The organism is Synechocystis sp. PCC 6803 substr. PCC-P (assembly GCF_000284455.1).
In the GTDB taxonomy this organism is placed as follows: Bacteria; Cyanobacteriota; Cyanobacteriia; order Cyanobacteriales; family Microcystaceae; genus Synechocystis.
The window spans coordinates 761,394-780,029 of record NC_017039.1 but is presented as its reverse complement, the minus strand read 5'-3'; the positions used below and the strand labels follow the sequence as shown (position 1 = coordinate 780,029).

Annotated in this window: 16 protein-coding genes; 10 read left to right on the top strand and 6 right to left on the bottom strand. The window is 49.3% G+C overall.

Annotation, left to right across the window (positions count from 1 at the left end; translation table 11 throughout):
* The first annotated feature begins 517 nt into the window (after positions 1–517).
* The 5 genes from SYNPCCP_RS03640 to SYNPCCP_RS03620 all read left to right on the top strand — a co-directional run bounded on the left by SYNPCCP_RS03640 (position 518) and on the right by SYNPCCP_RS03620 (position 6,102).
* Complete coding sequence (locus SYNPCCP_RS03640; RefSeq protein ID WP_010871910.1) at positions 518–2,863, top strand: ribonuclease R family protein; 2,346 nt, start codon at positions 518–520, stop codon at positions 2,861–2,863.
* Between the two features lie 128 nt (positions 2,864–2,991).
* Positions 2,992–3,378: a hypothetical protein gene (locus SYNPCCP_RS03635; protein ID WP_010871909.1), complete on the top strand. Its 387-nt coding sequence runs from the start codon at positions 2,992–2,994 to the stop codon at positions 3,376–3,378.
* 208 nt (positions 3,379–3,586) lie between these two features.
* On the top strand, positions 3,587–3,871 hold the full coding sequence (locus SYNPCCP_RS03630; RefSeq protein ID WP_010871908.1) for a hypothetical protein: 285 nt from the start codon (positions 3,587–3,589) through the stop codon (positions 3,869–3,871).
* Positions 3,868–4,242 (top strand): putative toxin-antitoxin system toxin component, PIN family, encoded by a 375-nt coding sequence (locus tag SYNPCCP_RS03625; RefSeq protein ID WP_010871907.1) that lies wholly within the window; start codon positions 3,868–3,870, stop codon positions 4,240–4,242. The genes SYNPCCP_RS03630 and SYNPCCP_RS03625 overlap by 4 nt, the downstream gene beginning before the upstream one ends.
* 60 nt (positions 4,243–4,302) lie before the next feature.
* On the top strand, positions 4,303–6,102 hold the full coding sequence (locus SYNPCCP_RS03620) for an FAD-dependent oxidoreductase (RefSeq protein ID WP_010871906.1): 1,800 nt from the start codon (positions 4,303–4,305) through the stop codon (positions 6,100–6,102).
* On the opposite strand, the gene SYNPCCP_RS03615 is transcribed toward SYNPCCP_RS03620, so the two are convergent.
* Both SYNPCCP_RS03615 and folP read right to left on the bottom strand, forming a co-directional pair.
* Positions 6,024–7,412, bottom strand: a complete 1,389-nt coding sequence (locus tag SYNPCCP_RS03615; RefSeq protein ID WP_223211341.1) for a glycosyltransferase family 39 protein — start codon at positions 7,410–7,412, stop codon at positions 6,024–6,026. The genes SYNPCCP_RS03620 and SYNPCCP_RS03615 overlap by 79 nt on opposite strands.
* Entirely contained in the window at positions 7,409–8,278 is an 870-nt protein-coding gene (gene folP, locus SYNPCCP_RS03610) for a dihydropteroate synthase (protein WP_010871904.1), read from the bottom strand. The genes SYNPCCP_RS03615 and folP overlap by 4 nt, the downstream gene beginning before the upstream one ends.
* 169 nt (positions 8,279–8,447) lie before the next feature.
* Here folP and SYNPCCP_RS03605 point away from each other — a divergent pair, with 169 nt between their 5' ends.
* From SYNPCCP_RS03605 to hemW, 3 genes are read left to right on the top strand one after another with little or no spacing between them, the layout of a single operon-like run.
* Positions 8,448–8,999, top strand: coding sequence for a hypothetical protein (locus tag SYNPCCP_RS03605; protein WP_010871903.1), 552 nt, complete (start codon positions 8,448–8,450; stop codon positions 8,997–8,999).
* A 39-nt stretch (positions 9,000–9,038) separates the two neighbouring features.
* On the top strand, positions 9,039–9,641 hold the full coding sequence (locus SYNPCCP_RS03600) for a nicotinate-nucleotide adenylyltransferase (protein WP_010871902.1): 603 nt from the start codon (positions 9,039–9,041) through the stop codon (positions 9,639–9,641).
* The gene (gene hemW / locus SYNPCCP_RS03595; RefSeq protein WP_010871901.1) at positions 9,638–10,876 is read left to right on the top strand and encodes a radical SAM family heme chaperone HemW; all 1,239 of its coding nucleotides are present in this window, start codon (positions 9,638–9,640) and stop codon (positions 10,874–10,876) included. Before SYNPCCP_RS03600 ends, hemW begins: the two co-directional genes overlap by 4 nt.
* Positions 10,877–10,968: 92 nt before the next feature.
* Here hemW and SYNPCCP_RS03590 read toward each other — a convergent pair whose 3' ends face one another.
* The 3 genes from SYNPCCP_RS03590 to fabD form a co-directional block, all read right to left on the bottom strand.
* Positions 10,969–11,424, bottom strand: a complete 456-nt coding sequence (locus tag SYNPCCP_RS03590) for a YbjN domain-containing protein (RefSeq protein ID WP_231848049.1) — start codon at positions 11,422–11,424, stop codon at positions 10,969–10,971.
* A gap of 72 nt (positions 11,425–11,496) precedes the next feature.
* Positions 11,497–12,039 carry a PleD family two-component system response regulator gene (locus SYNPCCP_RS03585; protein WP_010871899.1) on the bottom strand — a complete coding sequence of 181 codons (543 nt, stop codon included), beginning with the start codon at positions 12,037–12,039 and terminating at the stop codon, positions 11,497–11,499.
* A gap of 281 nt (positions 12,040–12,320) precedes the next feature.
* Entirely contained in the window at positions 12,321–13,202 is an 882-nt protein-coding gene (gene fabD, locus SYNPCCP_RS03580) for an ACP S-malonyltransferase (RefSeq protein WP_010871898.1), read from the bottom strand.
* A 188-nt stretch (positions 13,203–13,390) separates the two neighbouring features.
* Here fabD and SYNPCCP_RS03575 point away from each other — a divergent pair, with 188 nt between their 5' ends.
* Together SYNPCCP_RS03575 and SYNPCCP_RS03570 are read left to right on the top strand one after the other, a co-directional pair.
* The gene (locus tag SYNPCCP_RS03575; RefSeq protein WP_010871897.1) at positions 13,391–15,628 is read left to right on the top strand and encodes a heavy metal translocating P-type ATPase; all 2,238 of its coding nucleotides are present in this window, start codon (positions 13,391–13,393) and stop codon (positions 15,626–15,628) included.
* A gap of 228 nt (positions 15,629–15,856) precedes the next feature.
* The gene (locus SYNPCCP_RS03570) at positions 15,857–16,612 is read left to right on the top strand and encodes a hypothetical protein (RefSeq protein ID WP_010871896.1); all 756 of its coding nucleotides are present in this window, start codon (positions 15,857–15,859) and stop codon (positions 16,610–16,612) included.
* Positions 16,613–16,665: 53 nt separating this feature from the next.
* Here the strand turns inward: SYNPCCP_RS03570 and SYNPCCP_RS03565 are convergent, their stop codons facing one another.
* The gene (locus SYNPCCP_RS03565; protein WP_010871895.1) at positions 16,666–18,447 is read right to left on the bottom strand and encodes an ABC transporter ATP-binding protein; all 1,782 of its coding nucleotides are present in this window, start codon (positions 18,445–18,447) and stop codon (positions 16,666–16,668) included.
* Positions 18,448–18,636 lie beyond the last annotated feature (189 nt).

Here is an 18,636-nt window from a genome sequence, read left to right as displayed (position 1 = left end):
CCTAGGAAAGTTTGTCCGGTAATGTAGTGTGACCAGGACTTCGCTCTCTCTCTAGCCAAAGCTTTTCTACGCCGCCATGGTCAGGGTTTACAATATCCACACTTGGAAAATTCACACTAATAAACTTTTTTCCCTGTCTCTCTCCCCAAGTTTAGGGAAAAAAGAGATCAAAGTTCCCATTGAGGGCGCAGATTAGAACTTTGCCCACGGACCCTAACCACAAAGGTGACGTTCTCTTTGATACAATCAAGGGTTGTTATGGATTGTCACCGTCGGATTTGCTTCCATTGGTGCATTGCCTTTAATACTAGTTTATTTGCCCTCTGCCATGGCTCACCCACTTTCCAGGGATTGGTGGAGGGGGAACACCGCGCCAAAACATCTGTACACCTGCAGTTGACATAGTTCAGTACTTTACTGAGGGCGGATTTCCATTACAAACTTCATGGTCAATGGCAAACCTCGACAATTCTAACGCTTCCCTTCACCCCGTAAGCCCACCTCAGGATTCAGTTTCATGGATTATTCGATCGCCACACTTTTGTCCTATTTTGTTGACGACAAATTAGTAGCGGGTAAGTTTCTCGAAAAAAAACTAGGTTGTGAGAGTCCTGAGGCCATAGAAGCCCTACAGATTGCCCTCGATGCCCTGGAAAAAATGGGGGTACTAGTCAAAGAAAGGGGTAAATATAAGCGGGTGACCAGGGAAGATGTGGTGGAAGCCCGGCTGCGTTGTTCCAGTAAGGGTTTTTGTTTTGCCATCCAAGACGATGAAGATGCCACCGATATTTACGTCCGGGAAGGGAATCTCAGCAATGCCTGGAACGGCGATCGGGTTTTGGTCAAAGTGATTAAGGACGGTACCCGCCGCAAGTCCCCCGAAGGAGCAGTCCATCTCATTCTCGACCGAGCCAATCCTTCCCTGTTAGCGCAGGTGAAAAAAAGCGAAGATAATTACCGGGCTGTGCCGCTAGATGACCGCCTGCTATTTGAGCTGGAACTTCAGGATAAGGAGCAAAACCTCGGAGAAGCGGTAGATCATCTCGTTCATGTTTCCGTTCTCCGTTATCCCATTGCCCAGCACCCGCCCCTAGGCGAAGTTACTAAAGTGTTAGGCAGTGACGCTGAAGCCGCCGCCGACACCGATATCGTTTCCTGTAAACATGATTTGCCCCTAGGTTGGACTCCCGAAGCCATCGAAGCTCTGCAAAGTTTGCCCAAAGTGATTGAACCAGGGGAACTGAAAAAAAGGCAGGATTATCGCAAGCTCCAGTTAGTTACCTTTGGCGATGGTCCCCGGGGGGAAACGTTACCCTGGCAAGAGGTGGCCCTGAGCTTAGAAAGCCAAGCAAACCAATGGCAAGTAGGCATTCACATCACCGACATTGCCCACTACATTGCCGAAGATAGTCTGTTGGACCAGTTAGCCCGTAAACGGGGCACCACCGTGTACCTAGAAGAACAGATTTGCCCCCTGTTCCCCGAAGGTTTGATCGGGCGCTGTTCTCTCATTCCCGACGAAGATCGTCTGGCCCTATCCTTCTTTCTCACAGTGGATGACCGGGGGGAAGTAACAGGGTTTGAATACCACAGCAGTGTGGTCAAAGTCGATCACCAACTAGACTTCAGCGAAGTGCAAACAGCCTTGGCGGACATTGAATCCGTAAGTGGCGAGTTGAAACCCTACGGCGGCCTGCTCCAGGAATTATTTTTCCAAATTTGCCCCCTGATTAAATCCCAACGGCTACAGCGGGGGAGTTTTAACCTCCAAACAGAAACCGCTTCCCCCCGCCTGGATGAGGGTCGTTTGGGGGTGATCATGACCCAAGAAACCCTGCCCATTCGTAGTTTGTTAGCAGAATTGATGGTGGTGTTGCAGCGAGAAGTAGCTCTCCAACTGCAAGCCCTGGGCATACCTGGTCTCTACTGTGGCCAGGTCGCACCGGAAGCTGAAGATCTAACGGACATTGTTAAATTAGCGGAAAACCTCGATTTAGGCGTAAAAATTGACCTAGAAGGGGACATTATTCCCCAGCATTACCATCACCTCAGCCAAGCATTTGAATCCCTGCCAGCTAAAGCGGTGTTGAACCATTTGCTGGCTAATACTCTCAAAATCGAAAAGTATTTTAGCCATCCCGCTCCCCACTTTGCCCTTGCCTATGATTCCGGTTATACCCACTGTGTTTCTCCGGCCCAACGGTATGGGGATTTAGTAATACAACGATTGCTGAAACTCGTCTTAACAGAGGGGCGCGATCGCCGGACCAAACAAATGAAAACCGGGGTAGAGCTCAATGCCCACACCTGCCGTAACCAAATTAGCTGGAATGTGTTGCCCCCCAACCTCCAAGAAACCATTGAAGGGGATTTGCACCAGTTGGTGTTGGGACTCAATGACCGGGAACAAACTGCCGAAGATGCCGAAAAAGATCTATTGGGGCTGAAAAAAGCTGAAAAAATGAAAGCCCGCACCGGGGAAATCTTCCGGGGCTTAATCACTGGAGTCCAGTCCTATGGCTTCTTCGTGCAAATTTTCGACCTGCTGGCTGAAGGCCTCGTCCATGTTAGTTCCCTCAAAGATGACTGGTACGAGTTCCGCAGTCGCCAATGCGCCCTAGTGGGTCGTAAAAGTCGTACTTCTTACCGCTTAGGCAATGAGGTGGACGTACAGGTGCGCAGTGTGGACTATTACCGTCAACAAATTGACCTTGGAGCGGTTAATAATGCCCCCAAAGACTCCGCCAATATGGATTTTGATGATGATGACGAAGATGGGGACGAGCGGGAGGAACAAGACACCATGGATTGGGATGCCATGGAAGATGGCGATGATGATGAGGGAGGGGCGGTAATTTTCTAGTTGTTGCCTAGGGCCAAAACCTGCAAACCAACGCAGACTAAGGTAAAGGCCATTGTCGCCTGGTCAAAAGTTGTTAAAATTTAACAATTCGCAATAAATTTTAACAATTATCCCAGGAGCAACGATCAATGGCCGGATTATTTGGCTTATTTGGTAAAAAGGCACAGTACGTCGAAGATATTGAAGCCAACCCCAGTCCTCAGCCAGAAAAAAAAGAGGCATTTTTTCTTGAAAGCGACGATGCCAAAAGCTTGGGCAATGCCGAATACATGCGGACTCCCATCAAAATTAAACGGAGTTTTCCTAAAACTCTCAACTCCCAGGGAGGGGAAGTGGTCAAGGAGATTTCTGCCATGGAGGTGAAAAAAATCCAGGCTAATGGTCAACCGGCCCCCAGTACCAAAATGGATTCCGCCCCATCCCAGGCCAACTCTACCCCGGCCAACAACGATCGCCGTTCCAACGACAATAGTTTGGACATGTTCCGCCAGATGGCTAAGGATTTGAAAAAGTAAAATGGTAAGGGGTAGCGAAAATTTCTGAGATTTTTCGCAAACAAACCATGGCCGGGTGCATTGACATTGCTCTAATGGCAGAGGAATTTGGGCACTCGGTCAACATTTACCAAAAGCCATTGTAGTTCTGGCAGGTCAAGCATTAAACTTTTGTCTGGGCTGGGTAACCTATGATGGTAGTGGCAATCTTTGCTTTTCCTTCCAGACCATGAGCACCATCGAGCAAGTTCTCACCGCTACTGTTACTGCAGAACAGACCCTAGATCTTCCCCCGGAAATTAAAGCCAAACTAGTTCCTGGTGAAAGCTACAAGATTACAGTTCACGAAGACAAAATTGAGCTAAAACGAGTTCCTGCTTTTGATTGGGAAAAGTGGGAGCATAGTTTACGGCGTAATGGTGAGGAACTTACCGATGAAATCATGGAAGAAATTTGCGAATTAGTGCGAGAAGTGCGTCGTGAAAATCGCCTTGAGAGCGAATCGGCATTATGAAGGTCGTCCTAGATACAAACCTTTGGCTTTCCGGGTGGTTATGGCAAGGGTTACCAGGTAATCTCATAAAATTAGCTCGTAAAAAAGAAATTTTGACCTGTACTTCCGTAGAAATTTTGCAGGAAGTGGAGAAAGTTCTAAGTTACCAAAAGCTGCAAAAAAGGCTCGCATTACTGTCTTTAACGACAGAAGAAATTCTACTTGCGATGGGCGAAATTTCTACTATTTATCCTATCCATCCCCTAGAAGTTCCCGAACTGCGGGATCCTCGGGATCCTAAAGATGCCATGGTTTTGGCCACGGCGATCGCCTCCCAGGCTGATGCTATTATCAGTGGTGACACTGATTTACTCGTCCTAGAAACGTATTAAAATATTCCTATTTTGACGGCAAAACAATTTTTAAATAGTCTGTGATTTCCCAGAAACATTATGGCCATTGCAACAAAATCTATTGCCCGATTGACCACAGATATTTTGGTGGTGGGAGGTGGCACTGGGGGCACGGCGGCGGCGATCCAGGCGGCCCGACGAGGAGTAAAAACCATCCTTGTTAGCGAAGGGCCCTGGTTGGGAGGTATGTTAACTTCCGCTGGAGTGTCTGCTCCCGACGGCAATGAATTGGCCGCTTGGCAAACGGGGCTATGGGGAGAGTTTTTAAGGACTTTGACGGTCCAACAACCCGGGGGTTTAGACCATAGCTGGGTGAGTTTATTTACTTTTGATCCCCGTCTAGGGTCCAAAATCTTCGCTGATTGGGCGGCAGAGTTGCCTAATTTAACTTGGATTGCCAATCAATGCCCCATGGAAGTGGTAAAAAATGGCGATCGCCTGGTGGGGGTGAGATTTCCAGACTATGAAATTCGAGCTAGGGTAATTCTGGATGGCACAGAGTTGGGGGATTTACTAGCCCTGGGAGATATTGGCCACCGTTGGGGTTGGGATTGGCAGGATAAATTTGATGAACCCAGTTGTCCGATTGCTCCCAATGAGATGACAGAAGAGTATCCAATACAGTCCCCCACTTGGGTATTTTTGCTACGAAAAACAACTAATAATCAAACAAATATCATTGCTGAACCTACTATTGATGTAGCCCAAGATTTTACCCATACTTGGCAGAACTATGGAGAAAAAGATTTTTTAACCTATGGCCAATTACCCGGCGAGCATTATATGATTAATTGGCCGATCGCCGGCAATGATTATGGCAAAGATTTAAACCGTTTATTGGGCGGTGAAAAGGAAAAGCAAACCTATTTAAAGGAAGCTTATCAATATAGCTATGCCTACGCCTATTACCTCCAAAAGCATCATTCAGAAAACTTAGAATTAGCCACAGGAATTTTTCCACAAACTGGAGATATTTCCACCGCCTTTGCTCTCCATCCCTACTATCGGGAAAGTAGGCGCTTAAAAGGTCAGCAAGTTATTACAGAAAGGGATATTTTACCCCAGGGTCAGGTAGCATCCCTGCCAATTTATAACCAAAAAGTTACTAGCATTGGGGTGGGAAATTATGCCAACGATCACCACTATCCTGGCTATGAATTTCCTCTTACTCCCAAATCCTTAATTTGGGGCGGAAGATGGACGGGAACCCCCTTTACCATTCCTTTTCCAGCTCTTTTATCTCCGACAGCGCGGGGCTATTTACCCTGTGAAAAAAATATTTCCGTCAGTCACATGGCCAATGGCAGCACCCGTTTACAACCCCTAGTTATGAACACAGGGCAAGCAGTGGGAATGATAGCGGCTTTAAGTGTGGAAAAAAATTGTGACCCCCAGGACTTAGACGTGCGGGATGTGCAGGAAGCCCTGATTGGCGATCGCCGGGCCCCAGCGGCGGTTATTCCCCTATTTAATTTAGTTCCCGACCACCCCGAATGGCGGCAATGGCAACAATATTATTTGGACAATCCTGATCAGTATCCCCCCTCAGGCCATTGTCCCGTGGATGTTAATCTGGCTCAATTGCCCTTATCTAAAAGTCAATCTGTTTACACCGGCGAGCTGCAAAAAAGTGAACACCAAACCTATCAGTTAATCTGCCAACAATCGGGCAAAATTCTCAAAGTGATTACGGAACGACCGGAAGTGGCGGAGCAATTAATCAACCACGCCAATGGCAAAAAAATTACCTTAGGAGGTCGTTATAATTCCGCCGGCAATTGGTTAGTGGTGGAAACCGTAGAAACTATCACATCAGGCAAAGACCTAGGGGGCAGATAGCTTAAGGGGGTATAGATAACCAAAAACAGGCAGACGAATAGTCCCCAAAAAAGCACATTGATAAACTCCGGTTGCTGACGGTCTAACAACAGGGAAGTCATCACCAAGGTTAAAGACAATAAAACTAGTACCAATATGGTGATTACACCATCCCGGGCAGTCCAACTGGCTAAATTGCTCCTGCCATAGGAGAAATGAATAGCTATGGCCCCCAAGGCAGTCAAACCGGCTAGGGTCAGGAAAAATCGACGCCACCAGGGAGTATAAACCAAAGTACTAGCTCCTCGGCGTATTTCAGCTAAGGTCAATCCTGCTGCCAATGCCAAAACTACTAACAGGGGCATCACCAAGGAAGTGCTGGCCCAGGGAGAAATGATGACTAACATACCGTACACTCCCCCTTGGCAAAGCAGGAAACGGGCCCAACTCCAGGGCAATGCTTGTTGGGCCCGGGGAAAAGTATTCAGAGCAAAAATTAGACCGGGGGAACTTGCCAGTAGCCAGAGCCAGCCCCTTAACTTTAGGGGCCAGGGAGAGCCACCAATGACCATTATCGAGTCCACAATTTCTCCATGGAGCAAGAAACCATAGCCCAGCCACCAGGAGATCGCCGGTAGTAAACCTAAAACTAGACCAAACCCAAATAGGGGTGAAGATTTTAAACGGGGTGTATCCCAATGGAGAAAAACTAGACTAGTGGCAAATAGTACGATGGAAGTAGGCAAATTTGTTAATGCCAGGGCACTGAGGGTCAGACCCAAGGGTAAGCCTCCCCTTAAATCCCGACGGCAAAACAGTGCACTAGCTAGACAGGCAATGGTTAACGGTAAGACAAAACTGTTAATGCTAGCTACCCTGGCCCAATAAACCACAGTGGGGGCAGTGCCATAAACTACTAAAGTGAGGAAGGCGGGCAAACTGCGGCTGTACAGTTCTTTGCCCAGCCAATATAACAACGGCAAACTGGCCCCATTGAGCAAAGCTCCCAGTAAACGATCGCCCCATAATTCATGGCCAAAAATCATTTGACTAAGACTAATTAACCAAATGGGCAATGGCGATCGCCCTAGGTTCTCAAACAAGCTAGTTGGAGTAAAGCCGTAATTTTGTAGTGTTGCCCGCCAATAATGGGCTGATTCAACTAAATTTGTTTCCTCTCCCCGCCGTAGGTTATGGAAGTCTAGCCCCCAACAGAACAATAGAGCGATGGGGACCATCACCAGAATTAAGCCCGACCATTCCTCTAGGGCCCAACGCTGGAGTTTTTGCCCCAGATTTTCCATTAACTTCCTTAAGTTAGGCTTACTCATCGCCATAGGGCATCTGCAACCTTACATATCTGGGCCATGGCTTCCACATCATGGACTCTGACTATATCTGCTCCCCCGGCGATCGCCCGACAGCAGGTCGCCCCAGTACCCCAAACTCTTTCCTTCGGATCAGGTTGGTCAAGAATTTTGCCAATGAAACTTTTCCGGGATGGCCCCACCAATAGGGGAAAACCAAGTCTTTTTAGCTCCGGTAACTGGCGCAGTAGGGTAATATTTTGCTCAGCGGTTTTAGCAAAGCCAATGCCTGGGTCAAGGATAATCTGTTCGGGCAATACGCCGTAATGGCGGGCTAGATCTACTTGGGCGCTGAAAAACTGCCTCATTTCCCCGATTAAATCCCCATAATCCGTCAAATTTTGCATAGTTTGGGGGTTACCCCGTATGTGCATCAAAATAATCGGAGCCTTGTGCTGGGCGGCGACCGCCAAAATTTCTGGTTCAAAGGTAGCTCCGGAAATATCGTTGACCATATCCGCTCCGGCTTGGAGAGCTTGTCGTGCCACTTCCGCCCTGGTGGTATCGATGGAAATGGGAATGTCTAATTCTTGCCGGAGAGCTTGGATAATCGGAATAGTGCGCTCTAATTCTTCCTTCAAGCTAACAGTTTCTGCCCCCGGTCGGGTGGACTGGCCGCCAATGTCAATAATGTGTGCTCCCCCCTGCACCATGGTTTTAGCCTGGTGGATGGCCGTTGGTAGAGAGTTAAATTCGCCCCCATCACTAAAACTGTCCGGCGTAGTATTCAAAATTCCCATCACATAGGTGCGTTTGCCCCAATCAAAAAGGGTTTGGCCCACCGGGAGGGGAGGGGGAAAATAATCACTCAATTGATCCAACTGGTCCATAGGTTATCGGAGGGAAGTTTGGAACGCCGGGATAGCTCTTGGTAGAATGTATCCCAAGGGCAATGCTAGTTGGACGGTGTTTGCTGGCTCCAGCGGTGGCAAAGCCTAATGATCCTAACAATACAATTTTCGCTGATTATTTCGGGTTCTATCCCCCAGTTTCCTAACCATGCCCCTGCATTTCGCCGCCTTGATTCCCATTGACAGCTTGTTTTCCACCCAAGGCATTATGGTGATGCTGTTGGGGGCCTATGCCTTGGCTATGTGGTTATTTCTCACCAGTGCCCCCAAGGTGTACACAGTGATGGTGTCGGACCTGGCGATCGCCAAAGCATTTTATGAAGGTTTGCTGGAGCTAGCCGTGGCGGACGTGCCTCTGCATTATTACTACAACTATGAACAAACCCTAGGTACTGCGGGTTGGGACTCATTTTCCATGGCGGCTAACCCCCAAATTCCCCCCGAGAATCGCTACAGTGCCCAGGACGGGCTTTGGTATCAGTTGAAAAAAAATACCCAACTGCACATCATTGGTGGGGCTAGCTTTGGCAGTAACAATCGCCAACGCCATGTCTGTTTTGACCACGATTGTTTGGAGCAAATTTTTCTGCGGGTGCAATCTCGCCGTCTCCGCTATAAAGTACGCAGTCGCAAGCCGTTGAATTTTTTGGTCAAGGATTACGATGAGCGGGTAATTGAGCTAACGGAAGTGAAAAATTAATTGTTCGGAGACGAAAGTAATATAAATTCAAACCCCTTCGTGAAAATAGCCCTTTTTGGCACCAGCGCCGATCCCCCCACCCTAGCCCACCGGGCCATCCTCATTTGGTTAGCTCAACATTTTGACCAAGTAGCGGTGTGGGCCGCCGACAATCCTTTTAAGCAAGGCCCCAATCCCGAAACAGGACACTGGGCCAGCCTGGGCGATCGCCAAGCAATGTTGAAGCTGTTGGTGGAGGATGTACAGAAGGATTACGCCACAGTGCAAATTTGGGAAGATTTGAGCGATCGCCGCAGTTTAATTAGCCTGCAACGGGCCCAACAAAGATGGGGGCTGGAACCGGATTATGCCTTGGTGGTGGGGGCAGATTTAATTCGGCAAATTTCTCAATGGTACGCAGTAAAAGAATTATTGCCCGCTGTCCAATTGGTGATTTTTCCCCGGCCGGGCTACGGCATTAATCAAGCTGATTTGGATAAATTGGCCCAGTTAGGAGGGCACTACCAATTAGTTAACCAAGGCGACGATCAAGCCATCACTCCCCCCATTTCCTCCAGCATTTACCGGCAAATTCGAGACGACGATCTAATTCCAGATCCGGTGCAAAGCTACATTCAACAAAGGCAACTTTATCGCCAGTGAATACAGGTACATATTTAATGCCCACTGCCGCCTACATTCACATTCCCTTTTGTCGCCAACGCTGTTTTTATTGTGATTTTCCTATTGCTGTGACGGGTTTCCAGTCTTTAACCCTGGACGGTTGGGTGGGGGAATATGTGGAAGCAGTATGCAGAGAAATTGCGGGGCAACAACACCAAGGCCAGCCTTTACAAACAGTTTTTTTTGGTGGAGGCACCCCTTCTTTATTGCCGATCACCGGTTTGGAAAAAATTTTGCTGGCGGTTGATCAATATCTGGGCATTGCCCCGGACGCTGAGATAAGCATTGAAATTGATCCTGGCACCTTTGACCAAGTTCAATTGCAAGGCTATAAAAATTTGGGCATTAACCGCTTTAGCTTGGGCGTACAGGCTTTCCAAGACAATTTACTGGCCCTTTGTGGCCGCCACCACCGTCGCCGGGACATCGATCAAGCCCTCACGGCGATCGCCAAGGAGAATATTGAAAATTGGAGCTTGGATTTGATTACGGGGCTACCGGAGCAAACGGCAGCAGATTGGCACAGTTCCCTAACCTTGGCTCTAGCCGCAGGGCCTAAGCATATTTCCTGCTATGACTTAGTGTTGGAACCCCAAACCGTTTTCGACAAATGGGAACAGCGGGGGAAATTGGCTGTACCTCCCCCCGAACGCAGTGCTGATTTTTATCGCCATGGCCAAGAAGTATTAACCCAAGCCGGTTTCCACCATTACGAAATTTCCAACTATGGCCGCCCCGGCCACCAATGTCGCCATAACCAAATCTATTGGCGTAATTTGCCCTACTACGGTTTAGGCATGGGGGCCACCAGTTACATTGACGGTAAGCGTTTTGGCCGGCCCCGTACGAGAAATGGCTATTACCAATGGCTAGAATCTTGGCTCAATCAAGGCTGTCCCATTCCGGGGGAAAGGGTTTCTCCGTTGGAAAATTTGTTAGAAAGCTTGATGTTAGGACTAAGGCTGACCGCTGGGGTAACGTGGGCCCAACTGCCTTCGGTTAATCAGACAGAAAAGGCAAAAATCCTTGCTACCCTAACTTCCTTTGGCGATCGCCGTTGGCTGGAATTTTATGGCGAGGATAACCAAATGCTAGCCCCGAACCAGACCACAACGGAAACGGTGCAGAGGTTTTGCTTCACTGATCCGGAGGGAATTTTATACTCCAACCAGATCCTTAGCGCTCTGTTTGCGGCTCTGGAAGAAGATTTTTAGTTGGTTAATACTTGACTTTAGCGGCAGTTCCCTCCTTTCCAAGGGGGGCTAGGGGGGATTAAGCAGCCAAAACTCAACTTTTCAAACACGCTCTAAGCGCCGTATTTTTCCTTCAGGCGATCGTCATGGTCATCGGCCAGGGTAGCAACGAGGGTAATGGCCCGGGAAATTTCGCTGGGGGAAAGATCCGCCACAGTGCGCTGATGGAGAGCCACTAAATGATTTTCCCGTAGAGCAAAACAGGCTTCAAAGGTATCTGACCAATTTAATTGCATCACTTCCGCCAATAATTGGCCTGGATCTGTTGGTAAGGGCATTACCTCGGCCCAGACCCGAAACAGATCATTTTCCCCTTCTCCGGTAAGCTGTACTAGCACTTCCACACTGCCATAGGCAAATTTCCAGATGCTGCCCTGGTCGTTATCTTGCACAAAGGCGCTATTTTCCTGGGCCATGCCGGAAATAACCGTTTCCACTACATCGTGATGACTAGCAGGGGTCATTTCATCCATGGTGGGGTTGGCTAACTCTGGTGTAGGGGATGCCATAGTCATACTCTCAACTTCTCAACACAAAGGTTTCACCCCAAGTCTAACGGTCAACAGGCCCAATAGCATAGCCTAGGAAAGCCGTTGCTTGATGAAAGTTACTAATTGCCCCAACTGTTTTTTCAACAGGTCAATTTCGCCGTGCATTTGGGCTACCTGTTGTTTGAGTTGTTGCACTTCAGCGGCCAAATCTCCGGCTGGGGCAGCGCCACTGGCAACGGCGGCCACAGGAGCGTGTTTTTTAGCTTTGATCATGGCCTCTTTGATGGCGGCCACCAATTCCCGTTGCTCAAATGGTTTTTCCACAAAAGCAAAATACTCGAAGGGTTCGGGAATTTTTTCGAGCACTTCTTCCTTCCGACCGGACATCAACACCAAGGGAATAGCCTTGAGTTCGGGGCGTTCCTGCACCGATTGAAACACTTCCCAGCCACTCATTTTGGGCAGGAGAAAGTCCAACATAATCAGGTTGGGCCGCTCACTCTGGATCAGATTAAAACCTTCGAGGCCGTCCTTGGCTTCAATCACCTCGAAATTTCCCTGGGGCAACATATCCTTAACTCGCATACGGATAACTTTGCTGTCATCGATGACTAGAATCTTGTGGGCAGACACGATAGACTCTCCTTCGAGAAAATGGGGTGAAAAACAGCTGTGGCAGACTTGTTGGATGCTGCCAACCCGTCAAAATTCTTGCTTGCTCTGTTCATCTTAGAGGAATTTGGGGTGGGAACAAACTCCCAGAAGGTCAATGTTAGCAAGCCTAGACGGGAGAAGGGGAACCATAGGATCATGGTTGAGAAGTCCCTGTGATCCTTTGATTATGGGCAGAATCTAATTCCAAAGCCTCCCAGTATTGGGGAATTTAGGGGATAAATCCAGACTTTTCCGTCACCCTACAGGGAATTCAAGTCGTCTAATTGGCCAATATTTTTCAGGTTCAGATCAGGGCAAGTTCGTTTACATAGACCAGTCAGTACTTTGCCTGGGCCCACTTCCCAATAATCCGTTGCCCCAATTTCTCCTAGGTTAACCATGGTTTCCCGCCAGCGCACGGAACCGGTCATTTGTTGAATTAGTTTTTCTTTCAGGCGATCGCCGTTTTGGGTAGGGCTAGGATCAACGTTGGAGAGTACGGGCACAGTGGCGTCGTTGAAATGGCAAGCTGTCAGGGTTTGGGCGAAGGATTGGGAAGGTTGGGCCATAAAGCTGGAGTGGAAAGCACCGGAAACCTTCAGAGGCACGGCTCGGCGTGCCTTGACGTTGGCTAAAATTGCTTCTACACCGGCCACAGTACCGGAAATTACTACCTGTTCGGGGCTGTTATCGTTAGCTAATACAACCTCTGTATTATCCGTCAGGGCTTGCTGTAACTGGGTTTGATCGAACTTCATCAGGGCGGCCATCATGCCCCCGGAAGCGCTGGCCATCACCTCTGACCGTTGTTTAACCAGTTGCAAACCCGTGGCAAAATCAAATACCCCAGCGGCGTAGAGGGCGGAATATTCCCCCAGACTATGACCGGCTACGTAATCGGGCTGAAAACCTTTATCCCTGAGCAAATCAGCCAAAATTGCTTCAATAACGTACAAACAGGGTTGGGTATTTTGGGTCAGGGCCAGGCTAGCTTCATCCCCTTGGCATTTTTCCACCACTGACCAGCCAAGAATTTCTTCGGCTTGCTGATATTTTTCCTTGGCGATCGCCGTTGAGAGCAGATCTACCCCCATGCCCACAGCTTGGGAACCTTGGCCGGGGAATACCCATGCAGTTTTCATGTACTTATCTCAGTAAATTAAAAAATTAAAAATTTGGTCACTGCCAAAGAGTTCCACTGCTGACATCGTCCGTCTTTAGCTAGGCAATTATACCAAGGCGGGGCCCGGAGCTATTCCTGAGCTTGCCAATGGGCGGTGGCTAAAATTGAAGGTAAGCTTTTCTTTGTACTGAGTATTACCGATTAACCATGGCCCAAACCATCAATCTGCAACTAGAGGGAATGCGCTGTGCGGCCTGTGCTTCCAGCATTGAACGGGCGATCGCCAAAGTGCCGGGGGTGCAGTCTTGCCAGGTGAATTTTGCCCTGGAGCAGGCGGTGGTCAGTTATCACGGGGAAACGACCCCCCAAATCCTCACAGATGCGGTGGAGCGAGCGGGTTACCACGCTAGGGTGCTTAAACAACAGGTTTTATCTTCCCAGCAAACCGAGGATAGGAAACCCGTGTTTTCGGCCAAATTGGTAACGGGGTTAGTAATCAGCGCTGTGCTCTTTTTTGGCTCCTTGCCCATGATGCTGGGGGTAAATATTCCCCATTTTCCCCATATTTTCCATGATCCCTGGTTGCAATGGTTATTGGCTACGCCGGTGCAGTTTTGGTCTGGAGCGGAGTTTTATCGGGGAGCTTGGAAATCCGTTAGAACCCGCAGTGCCACCATGGATACCCTTGTAGCCTTGGGCACCAGTGCGGCGTATTTTTACTCCGTAGCCATTACCCTCTTTCCCCAATGGTTAACTAGCCAAGGGTTAGCAGCCCACGTTTATTTTGAAGCGGCGGCGGTGGTGATCACCCTGATTCTGTTGGGGCGGTCGTTGGAACAGCGGGCCCGGCGGGAAACTTCAGCAGCGATCCGTAAATTAATGGGGCTACAACCCCAAACAGCACTCGTTAAACGGGGGGAACACTGGGAAACAGTGGCGATCGCCGAGTTGGCAATTAACGATGTGGTGCGGGTGCGGCCGGGGGAAAAAATTCCGGTGGATGGCGTGGTGGTGGCGGGAAATTCCACTGTGGATGAATCGTTGGTGACGGGGGAAAGTTTTCCGGTAGATAAAACCGTTGGGACGGAAGTGATTGGGGCCACGTTGAATAAAAGCGGCAGTTTAGACATTCAAGTCAGCAAGTTGGGCCAGGATTCCGTGCTCGCCCAAATTATCCAACTGGTACAGCAAGCCCAAGCTTCTAAAGCTCCCATCCAGCACTTTGTTGACCGCATCACCCACTGGTTTGTCCCCACAGTAATTGTGGTGGCGATCGCCGCTTTTTGTATTTGGTGGCTGACCACGGGCAATATTACCCTGGCGGTGTTGACCTTGGTGGAAGTGCTGATCATCGCCTGTCCCTGTGCGTTGGGCTTGGCCACGCCTACGTCTGTGATGGTGGGCACGGGTAAAGGGGCGGAGTATGGCGTGCTAATCAAAGAAGCTAGCAGCCTGGAAATGGCGGAAAAATTAACTGCTATTGTGCTGGATAAAACTGGCACGTTAACCCAGGGCAAACCCAGTGTGACCAACTTTTTTACTCTGTCCCCCACTTCCACGGAGGAAAGTTTACAGTTAATCCAATGGGCGGCCAGTGTGGAGCAATATTCCGAACATCCCCTAGCGGAAGCGGTGGTTAATTATGGTCAATCCCAACAGGTTAGTTTGCTAGAGATAGACAATTTCCAGGCGATCGCCGGTTGTGGGGTGGCAGGACAATGGCAGGGGCAATGGATACGATTAGGAACGTCCAATTGGTTAACCGATTTGGGGGTAACTGGTACGGAGCATCAACCATGGCAAAGTCAGGCCCAGCAATGGGAAAAGGAACAAAAAACCGTTATTTGGCTGGCAGTGGACACGGAAGTTAAAGCTCTATTGGCGATCGCCGATGCCATCAAACCATCCTCTCCCCAGGTAGTACAGGCTCTGAAAAAACTGGGTTTATCCGTTTATATGCTCACTGGAGACAACCAAGCCACCGCCCAAGCCATTGCCGACACAGTGGGTATTCGCCATGTGTTAGCCCAAGTGCGCCCCGGCGATAAAGCCCAACAGGTGGAACAGTTGCAACAGAAGGGAAATATCGTCGCCATGGTGGGGGATGGCATTAACGATGCTCCCGCCCTGGCCCAGGCCGATGTGGGCATAGCCATTGGTACTGGCACCGATGTGGCGATCGCCGCCAGTGATATTACTCTGATTGCTGGAGATTTACAGGGAATTTTGACCGCTATCAAGCTGAGCCGGGCCACCATGGGTAATATTAGACAAAATCTCTTCTTTGCGTTTATTTACAACGTGATCGGCATTCCCGTAGCTGCTGGGCTGTTCTATCCCCTCTTCGGTTTACTGCTCAATCCCATCCTGGCTGGGGCCGCCATGGCCTTTAGTTCCGTTTCCGTGGTGACCAACGCTCTGCGTCTGAAAAAATTCTGTCCTTAGGGTATGGCTAAACTTTAATTTTTTTGGTAATGACAATCGGTAAAAGGATCGTTTATTATGACAGCTATCGGCTCTAGTCAATATATCTGTTTTTTTGACGTTGCAAGCGATGATTTTGCTGGATTTTGGGGTCTAGGGGGCTGGTAGGAACTGTTTTTTCCGTATGTGCGTCCCCAACCTGCCAGTATCTCTTTACTTTAGGCTAATCTTTTTTGTGAATTCACTGTCATGGCTCAATCCCCCTGTTCCCGATTGCTAGGCGAAATTTTAAGGGAAGCTGACCTCATTACCGAGGCCCAGATACAGGTTGCTCTCCAGGACCAACAATATTCCCCTCTGCCCATTGGCGAAATTTTAGTGGTGCGGGGCTGGTTACACCAAGAAACAGTGGACTTTTTTGCCGAATCCTGGCCCCGGATGGTCAAAACCCGCGATCGCCGTCCCCTGGGTTATTACCTACAGCAGGCCTATTTACTCCAAGAGGATCAGGTTAATTTAATCCTGGAAGAACAGCGCAAATTGGGGGTTAGATTTGGTTCAGTGGCGGTGCTCAAGGGTTGGGTAAAACAAAAGACCCTTGATTATTTCCTCGAACATTTGATGCCAGAAGCAATAACCACTTCTGCTTTTCAAGGTCGAAATACCCAGAGCAACATCGCTTTTGTCCGGGATACTCGCCTACAAACGGAAACAGGCTACGAAACCAAGGGAATGGGCGATCGCCGCGCCCCCGTCAACACCCCTTCTCGGGACCGAGTCACCCCCTCCCGTGCAAACGATAATGGTGGACGTATTATCCTTAATCCCTTTGCCAGTAATTCTGGTAACGGGAAGATACGCACAGGTAAAACCAAGTCAACCCAAGGTAGTAGCAGTTCTACCACCAATTCCAACCGGGAGGATTTCGACCTAGCTTCGGTTTTGGCAGATGGCGCTAAATCCACTGCAGAAAAGGATTGGGAAGAGCGCATCTGGATCGATTAGTCCCATTGGGTAAGGGTAAGGATTTCAAAAATCCGATTATCTCCGGACTGGAGCTAACTAACCCCACTCCTTAGCCCCGTTTGCACCCGCCACAGTTTGGCATATAGTCCTTGGTGAGCCAGTAGGCTTTCGTGGCTGCCCATTTCTTGTACCATGCCGTTTTCCAGCACGTAAATTTGATCGGCATAGCGCACAGTGGAAAGGCGATGGGCAATGGTAATGGTGGTGCGATTTTTGGTGATTTTTTCCAGGGAACGGACAATGGCCGCCTCTGTTTCGTTGTCCACCGCTGACGTGGCTTCATCCAAAATCAGAATGGGAGGATTTTTTAAAATAGCCCTGGCGATCGCCAACCGTTGCCGTTGACCACCGGAAAGTTTTTGTCCCCGTTCGCCAATAATGGTGTCGTAGCCCTGGGGTAACTGGTTGATGAATTCCTCTGCCTCCGCTAGGTTGGCCGCCCGTTCAATTTGGGCCAAAGTGGCGTCAGCACTGCCGTAGGCAATATTCTCCCGCACCGTACCGTGGAATAAAAACACGTCCTGGCTTACTAAACCGACACTGCGCCGTAAATCCCCCAGGAAATATTTCTTCAGATCCACCCCGTCTAGGAGAATGTCACCGCTATCCCATTCGTACAGTCGCAGTAATAGTTTGACCAGAGTGCTTTTTCCCGACCCCGTTGCCCCCACAATGCCGATGGTTTGCCCCGCCGGTACCCTTAGGGAAACATTTTTCAACACCGCTGAACGATGGGGATAGGCAAAGCTAATATTTTGGAAAACTAATTCCCCTTGCACCTGGCTAGGATGGAGGCTTAATTCCCCCGGATGAGCTTGAATAGGAGTTGCTAAAAGTTGCATCACCCGCTGGGTGGAAGCCATGGCCCGTTGATATAAATCCAGAGTTTTGCCCAAACCCGTCAGCGGCCAGAGTAGTCGTTGGGTTAAAAAGACCAACATACTGTAACTGCCCACCGCCAAATTACCCCGCACCGCATCCAAACCACCGAAGTAGAGAATGGTGGAAAAACCGGCAAAAATAATCACCCGAATTAAAGGCACAAAGGCCGCACTCAAGGCGATCGCCCGTTGATTACTGTCCCGATAGGCATCACTGTCTTGCCGGAGCCGTTCCACCTCTTCCGCTTCGGTGGCAAAACTTTTGATGGTCATAATGCCGCTGAGGTTATTGGACAAACGGCTGTTCAAATTACTGACCTTTTCCCGCACTAGGGCATAACGGGAAGTGAGCAAAGACTGAAAATAGATCGACCCCAACAGCACAAAGGGCATGGGCACCACCGCCATCCAAGCAATGTCCGGGGTAATGACAAAAAATGCTCCACCAATCACCACCACTGTGGTCAGCACCTGCAAAATTTCGTTGGCCCCCACATCCAAAAACCGCTCCAACTGGTTGATGTCATCGTTGAGAATGGCCATCAGCCGCCCCGTACTCCTTTCCTCGAAATAGGCCAGGTCTAGCTGTTGCAAATGGGCATAGGCATCCAGGCGCAGATCGTGTTGGATATCCTGGGCGAGGTTACGCCAAAGCCGCTCGTAGGCATACTCAAAAATTGATTCCAGGGCCCAAATAACCGCCGAAGCCACCGTCAGCACCAACAGTTGGCTTTGTACGGAAACAATGCCCCAACGGGACAGGAAAGAATCCTGCTGTTTGATCACCACATCCACGGCTAAACCAATTAGGGCCGGGGGAGCCAGATCAAAAATTTTGTTCAGCAATGAGCAGGTTACCGCCCAGTAAATTTTGGCACGGTGGACCCGGCTGTAATTTAAAAGGCTGAGGAGGGGGGCAATGGGTTTAGTCACAGAGTCGGCAAAGACAAAAAACGATGATTCTAGGCTGAGGCACCATCTAACACAGTACAGCGGAAGTCCTTTTTCTGCCCAAGGGTATGTTTGAGAAGTTTAGGGTGATGTATTTCCCCCAAAAAGTGACCCATCCCCAAATTCTCTCTCTAGGGCCGATTAGTAGCCATTTTCAGACGCCAAAAAAAT